Origin of the sequence: Amaricoccus sp., from assembly GCF_017995835.1 — a bacterium.
Classification (GTDB): domain Bacteria; phylum Pseudomonadota; class Alphaproteobacteria; order Rhodobacterales; family Rhodobacteraceae; genus Amaricoccus.
On the sequence record NZ_JAGOID010000135.1, the window covers coordinates 1 to 6,272 of the forward strand.

General features: G+C 75.4%; 9 protein-coding genes and 1 pseudogene. 9 read left to right on the top strand and 1 reads right to left on the bottom strand.

The features are described from left to right. The 5 genes and pseudogenes from KBA23_RS15020 to KBA23_RS15035 all read left to right on the top strand — a co-directional run. Positions 1-479 (top strand): annotated as a pseudogene (locus KBA23_RS15020) (hypothetical protein); the annotation flags it as partial. A 2-nt stretch (positions 480-481) separates the two neighbouring features. After that, entirely contained in the window at positions 482-1,102 is a 621-nt protein-coding gene (locus KBA23_RS15025; protein ID WP_366935324.1) for a precorrin-8X methylmutase, read from the top strand. Next, on the top strand, positions 1,099-1,563 hold the full coding sequence (locus tag KBA23_RS16895; RefSeq protein WP_366935322.1) for an SAM-dependent methyltransferase: 465 nt from the start codon (positions 1,099-1,101) through the stop codon (positions 1,561-1,563). Before KBA23_RS15025 ends, KBA23_RS16895 begins: the two co-directional genes overlap by 4 nt. 9 nt (positions 1,564-1,572) lie before the next feature. Then, positions 1,573-1,839: a hypothetical protein gene (locus tag KBA23_RS16900; protein ID WP_366935323.1), complete on the top strand. Its 267-nt coding sequence runs from the start codon at positions 1,573-1,575 to the stop codon at positions 1,837-1,839. After that, positions 1,836-2,630: a precorrin-3B C(17)-methyltransferase gene (locus KBA23_RS15035; RefSeq protein ID WP_290742536.1), complete on the top strand. Its 795-nt coding sequence runs from the start codon at positions 1,836-1,838 to the stop codon at positions 2,628-2,630. The genes KBA23_RS16900 and KBA23_RS15035 overlap by 4 nt, the downstream gene beginning before the upstream one ends. Here the strand turns inward: KBA23_RS15035 and KBA23_RS15040 are convergent. Further along, positions 2,564-3,355: a cobalt-precorrin-6A reductase gene (locus KBA23_RS15040; protein WP_290742540.1), complete on the bottom strand. Its 792-nt coding sequence runs from the start codon at positions 3,353-3,355 to the stop codon at positions 2,564-2,566. The genes KBA23_RS15035 and KBA23_RS15040 overlap by 67 nt on opposite strands. Here KBA23_RS15040 and cbiE point away from each other — a divergent pair. The 4 genes from cbiE to cobA form a co-directional block, all read left to right on the top strand. Next, the gene (cbiE, locus tag KBA23_RS15045; RefSeq protein ID WP_290742543.1) at positions 3,354-4,601 is read left to right on the top strand and encodes a precorrin-6y C5,15-methyltransferase (decarboxylating) subunit CbiE; all 1,248 of its coding nucleotides are present in this window, start codon (positions 3,354-3,356) and stop codon (positions 4,599-4,601) included. The genes KBA23_RS15040 and cbiE overlap by 2 nt on opposite strands. Beyond that, on the top strand, positions 4,598-4,966 hold the full coding sequence (locus KBA23_RS15050; RefSeq protein ID WP_290742546.1) for a cobalamin biosynthesis protein: 369 nt from the start codon (positions 4,598-4,600) through the stop codon (positions 4,964-4,966). The genes cbiE and KBA23_RS15050 overlap by 4 nt, the downstream gene beginning before the upstream one ends. After that, positions 4,963-5,736, top strand: a complete 774-nt coding sequence (cobM, locus tag KBA23_RS15055; protein ID WP_290742549.1) for a precorrin-4 C(11)-methyltransferase — start codon at positions 4,963-4,965, stop codon at positions 5,734-5,736. The genes KBA23_RS15050 and cobM overlap by 4 nt, the downstream gene beginning before the upstream one ends. Then, positions 5,726-6,272: uroporphyrinogen-III C-methyltransferase (cobA, locus tag KBA23_RS15060; protein WP_290742552.1), on the top strand; the 547-nt coding region annotated here is incomplete at its 3' end. The genes cobM and cobA, both read left to right, overlap by 11 nt.

Sequence of the window (6,272 nt, forward strand, 5' to 3'; positions counted from 1 at the left end):
TGGGTGGGGCGGTGGCGCGCGGCGTCGCCCCGGCCTTTGGCCAGACCGACGCGTCGGCGCTCGGCGCGCTGGCCGAGGCGGCGGACGCGGCGTCCGCCGTCCGGCCCGCGGCGGGGCGGGCGCTGGTCTTCGTCGGGCTGTCGGAAGAGCAGGATGCGCGGCTGCTGGCGGCGGCGCGGGCGCTCGGCTTCGTGACCGAGCCGGACGACCCCCGGCTCGGCATCGCGGCCTGTGCCGGGGCGCCGGCCTGCGCCGCGGCCTTTCTGCCGGCGCGCGCCATCGCCGCGCGGCTGGCCGGGATCGCCCCGCCGGCGGGCGCTACCCTGCATGTCTCGGGCTGCGCCAAGCGCTGCGCGCAGCCGGCGGGGCCGGCGATCACGCTCGTCGGGACGCCGGAAGGCGCGGTGGTGACCGGAGAAGGGCTTGCCGTTCCCGCCGCGCTGCGCGAGACGCTGTCGCGGCTGGAGGTGCTGGAATGAACGTGCACGATTATATCCGCGACGGAGATGCGATCTACCGCCGCTCCTTTGCGATCATCCGCGACGAGGCCGACCTGTCGCGCTTCTCCGAGGAGGAGGCCGATGTCGCCGTCCGCATGATCCATGCCTGCGGCCTGGTCGAGGCGGCGCGCGACTTTCGCTTCTCGCCGGGCTTTGTCGCGGGCGCGCGGGCGGCGCTGCGGGCGGGGGCGCCGATCCTGTGCGACGCCGAGATGGTCGCGCATGGCGTGACGCGGGCGCGGCTGCCGGCGGCGAACGAGGTGATCTGCGCGCTGCGCGATCCGCGCACCCCGGACCTGGCGGCCGAACTCGGCACCACGCGCTCGGCGGCGGCGCTGGAGCTCTGGCGGGACCGGCTGGAGGGGGCGGTGGTGGCGATCGGCAATGCTCCGACCGCGCTCTTTCACCTCATCGACATGATCGCGGCCGGCGCCCCTCGGCCAGCCGCGGTGATCGGGATGCCCGTGGGCTTCGTTGGCGCGGCGGAATCGAAGGACGCGCTGGCGGCGACGGACCTGCCCCACGCGGTGGTGCTCGGGCGCCTCGGCGGCAGCGCCATGACCGCCGCGGCGGTGAACGCCCTGGCGAGGGCCGGGCTATGACCGAAGCGGCGGGTGGTGGACGGCTGATCGGCGTCGGCACCGGGCCGGGCGATCCGGAGCTGTTGACGCTGAAGGCGGTGAAGGCGCTGGCAGCCGCCGATGTGGTGGCGCATTTCGCCAAGGCCGGTCGCGCCGGCAATGCCCGGCGCACGGTCGAAGGCTTCCTGAGGCCGGGCGCGGTGGAACTGCCGCTCCTCTATCCGGTGACGACCGAGATCCCGTGGCGGGACGCGCGCTATGCCGAGGCGGTCGGCGGTTTCTACGCGGCGGCGGCGGCGGCGGTCGAGGCGCATCTCGCCGCGGGGCGCACGGTCGCGGTGCTCAGCGAGGGCGATCCGCTGTTCTACGGGTCCTACATGCATCTGCATGTCCGTCTCGCGCCGCGCTGGCCGGCGGAGGTGATCCCCGGGGTCACGGCCATGTCGGGCTGCTGGAGCCAGGCCGGCCTGCCGCTGGTCTAAGGCGACGATGTGCTGACCGTGCTGCCCGGCACGCTGGAGGAGGGCGAGCTGGCGCGGCGGATCGCCGACAGTCCGGCGAGCGTCATCATGAAGGTCGGGCGCAACTTGCCGCGCATCCGCCGGGCGCTGGCGGCGACCGGCAAGCTCGACCGCGCCGTCTATGTCGAGCGGGGCACGATGGAACGGACCTGGTCGACGCCGCTGGCCGACAAGGACGACGACGTGGCGCCCTATTTCTCGATCGTGCTGGTTCCGGGTTGGGAGGACAGGCCATGAGCGGGCGCCTGACCGTGGTGGGCCTCGGGCCGGGCAGCGCCGGACAGGTCACGCCCGAGGCGGCCGAGGCGGTGGCGGAGGCATCCGATCTCTTCGGCTACGGACCCTATCTCGCGCGGGTTGCACCGCGGGCGGGGCAGGTGGCGCATGTCTCGGACAATCGCGAGGAATTGGGTCGCGCCCGCGCGGCGCTGGCGCTCGCGGCCGCGGGCCGGCGCGTCGCCGTGGTTTCCGGCGGCGATCCCGGGGTCTTCGCCATGGCCGCCGCCGTCTGCGAGGCCGTCGAGGCGGGGCCGCCGGCCTGGCGGGCGCTCGAAATCGCCGTGGTGCCGGGGGTGACGGCGATGCTGGCGGTCGCCGCGCGCTGCGGCGCCCCGCTCGGGCATGATTTCTGCGCCATTTCGCTCAGCGACAATCTGAAGCCCTGGGCGGTGGTCGAGGCGCGCCTGCGCGCGGTGGCGACGGCGGGCTTTGTCATCGCGCTCTACAATCCGGTCAGCCGCGCCCGGCCGTGGCAGCTCGACCGCGCCTTCGAGATCCTGCGCGAGGTCCTGCCCGGCACCGGCCTCGTGGTCTTCGGCCGGGCGGCGGGGCGGGAGGACGAGCGCATCGCCGTGACACCGCTGGCCCGGGCCGAGGCGGGGATGGCGGATATGGCGACCTGCGTCATCGTCGGCTCGCCGGCGACGCGGATCATCCCGCGCGAGGGGCTGCCGCCGCTCGTCTATACGCCGCGTTTCGCCGAAGGGGCGGTGGACCGGGGCGGCGAGATGACCGGGGCGGTGAGATGATCGAGGCGGGCCAGAACCTCCTCGACCGTCGCGGCGGCGCAGGGGCGCGCGGCGCGATCGACGAGCACGACCGGCAGGCCGAGGCCGCGGGCCGCGGCGATCTTGCCGTAGGTCGCCGCGCCGCCGCTGTTCTTGGCGACGAGGATTTCGATGCCACGCTCCGCGAGGAGGGCGCGCTCCGCCGCTTCGGGGAAAGGGCCGCGGGCGAGCAGGGTCTCGGCGCCCGGCGGCAGGTCGCCCGGCGCGACCGGCTCGACGCTGCGCAAGAGATAGGCGTGGCCGGGGGCGGCGCGAAAGGCGCCCGCCTCCTGCCGGCCGATGGCGAGGAAGACGCGACGCGGCGCGGCGCCGAGCGCGGCCGCGGCGGCCGACATGTCGCCAACGCGGATCCATCGGTCGCCGGGAACCGCCTGCCAGGGCGGACGCTCGAGCGTGACGAGCGGCGTGCCGGTCGCGCTGCTCGCCGCCTCGGCATTCGCCGAGATGTGACGGGCGAAGGGATGGGTCGCATCGACGAGGATGTCGACCGCGCCAAGGGCCCGCGCGAGGCCTTCGGCGCCGCCGAAGCCGCCGATCCGCACCGCGCAATCGGGAACCGCCGGATCGCGCGTGCGGCCGGCGAGCGAAAGCGTGACCACGACGCCAGGCCGGGCCGCGAGGCGGGTGGCAAGCACCCGCGCCTCGCCGGTGCCGCCGAGAACCAGAATTCGAACGGGAACGCGCATGTTGCCTTCTAGCAATCCCGCGCCCGCCGCGACAAAGCCAAAGTGGCTCGCCATCGTCGGAATCGGCGAGGACGGGGCGGACGGCCTCGGCGCGGCCGCGCGGCGGCTGGTGTCGGAGGCCGAGGTCGTGTTCGGCGGCCGCCGGCATCTGGCGCTGGCGGCGCCGCTGATCCGGGGCGAGGCGCGGACGTGGCCGAGCCCCTTCGACGCGGCGATGGCCGAGGTCGTCGCCTGGCGCGGCCGGCGGGTCTGTGTCCTCGCCTCGGGCGATCCGTTCCTGCATGGCGTGGGTGCGACGCTGGCCCGCGGGGTCGGGGCGGACGAGATGGAGGTCATACCCGCCGCCTCGGCCTTCGCCCTCGCCGCCGCCCGGCTCGGCTGGCCGCTCCAGGAGGTCGAGACGATCTCGCTGCACGGGCGGGTGCTCGGCCATCTCCGGCCGCTGCTGCATCCCGGAACGCGGATCCTTGCCCTGACCTCGGATGGCGCGGCTCCGGGCGAGATCGCGCGGCTGCTGACCGAGGCGGGCTTCGGGCCGTCGCGCCTTCATGTCCTCGAGGCGCTGGGCGGCCCGGAGGAGCGGCGCCGCGAGGCGACGGCCGCGGCGCTGGGCGCGGACGGAACCCCCTGCGCGCCGCTCAACCTGCTCGGCATCGAGGTCGTCGCCGGCCCGGGCGCGCGCGTCCTGCCGCTGGCCGGGCTCGACGAGGCGCTGTTCGAGCATGACGGGCAGATCACCAAGCGCGAGGTCCGCGCGGTGACGCTGGCCGCGCTCGGGCCCCGTCGCGGCGAACTCCTGTGGGATGTGGGCGCGGGCGCGGGCTCGGTCGCCATCGACTGGATGTTGCGCCATCCCTCGCTCCGCGCCATTGCCATCGAGGCGCGGGCGGACCGGGCGGCGCGCATCGGGCGCAACGCCGCGGCTCTGGGCACGCCGGCCCTCGCGGTGGTGGAGGGCGCCGCGCCGGCGGCGCTCGCGGGTCTGCCCCGACCGGACGCGATCTTTCTCGGCGGCGGCGCGACCGATCCCGGCGTGCTCGACGCCGCCCTGGCGGCGCTCGGGTCCGGCGGGCGGATCGTGGCGAACGCGGTGACGCTGGAAACGCAGGCGCTGCTGACGGCGGTCGCGGGGCGGCTCGGGGGCGATCTCGCCAGTATCGCGGTGGCGCGGGCCGCGCCGGTGGGCGGCATGACCGCCTGGCGCCCGTCGATGCCGGTGGCGCAGTGGTCCTGGGTGAAGCCATGACCGTCGCCGGGATCGGTTGCCGCCGCGGCGCGACGGCGGAGGAGGTGCTCGCGGCGATCGCGGCGGCGCGGGCGCGGCATGGCCTCGCGCGGCTCGACGCGCTGGCGGCGCTCGATCGCAAGCGCGGCGAGACCGGGATCGCCGAGGCGGCCGCGCGGCTCGGGCTGCCGCTCCTGATCGCCGAACCGGCGGGCGATGCCCCCGGCATGTTGACGCGGTCCGCCGCCTCGCTGGCCGCGACCGGGACGGGCTCGGCGTCGGAGGCGGCGGCGCTGGCCGCGGCGGGGCCGGGGGCGCGGCTGCTCGGGCCGCGACTCGTGCTCGGCCCGGTGACCTGCGCCCTTGCCGAAGGAGAGGCTTCGTGACCGTTCATTTCATCGGCGCCGGGCCGGGCGCGCCCGACCTTCTGACCCTGCGCGGGCGCGATCTCATCGCGCGCTGCCCGGTCTGCCTCTATGCGGGGTCGATCATCCCGCCCGAGATCCTCGTCCATTGCGCGCAAGGAACCCGGCGCGTCGATACCGCGCCGATGTCGCTCGACGAGATCGAAGCCGAATATGTCGCCGCGCACGCCGCCGGCCTCGACGTTGCCCGGCTCCAGTCGGGCGACCTCTCGATCTGGAGCGCGGTGGCCGAGCAGATCCGCCGGCTGGAACGCCATGCCATTCCCTATACGCTGACCCCGGGCGTCCCGGCCTTCGCCGCCGCCGCCGCCGCGCTCGGGCGCGAGCTGACCATCCCGGAAGTGGCGCAGAGCCTGGTGCTGACCCGCGTTTCGGGTCGCGCCTCGGCCATGCCGGGCGGCGAGACGCTCGCGCGGTTCGGCGCGACCGGCGCGACGCTCGCCATTCATCTCGCGATCCACGCCCTGCCGCGGGTCGTCGCCGAACTGACGCCGCTCTATGGGGCGGAGTGTCCCGTGGCCGTGGTGGCGCGCGCCTCCTGGCCCGAGGAGCGGGTGGTGCGTGGCACCCTTGGCGACATCGAGGCCGCGCTCGCCGCCACCGAGCCGATCGACCGAACGGCGCTGATCCTCGTCGGACCCGGTCTCGCCGCGACGGATTTTCGCGAGAGCGCGCTCTATGACGCCGGCTATCAGCGGCGCTTCCGGGGGAGGGTGGGTCTTGAAGGGTGATCTCGGCGCCGCGGTCGGCCGTCTCGCGCCGAGCTTCCCGCCGTTCGAGCCCGGGCAGGTCTGGCTCGCGGGCGCCGGGCCGGGCAGCCTCGGTTGCCTGACGCTCGAGGTGATCGCCGCGCTGTCCCAGGCCGACGCGGTTGTCTATGACGCGCTGGTCGATCCCGCCGCGCTCCGCGCCGCCGAGGGCGCGGAGTTGCGTTTCGTGGGCAAGCGCCGGGGCCAGCCCTCGACCCCGCAGGAGGCAATCAACACCATGATGATCACGCTCGCGCGCCGCGGCGATCGCGTCTTGCGCCTGAAGGGCGGGGACCCCAACATCTTCGGCCGGGGCGGGGACGAGGCGCTGGCGCTCGCCCGCGCGGGCGTGCCGTTCCGGGTATTGCCGGGGGTAACCTCGGCCTTCGGCGCGCTGGCCGATGCGCGGATCCCGGCGACCAAGCGCGGTGTCTCCAAGGCGCTGATCCTCGCCACCGGGCACGCGGCCGGCACGCCGGAGGATCTCGACTGGGCCGCGCTCGCCCGCACCGGCCAGC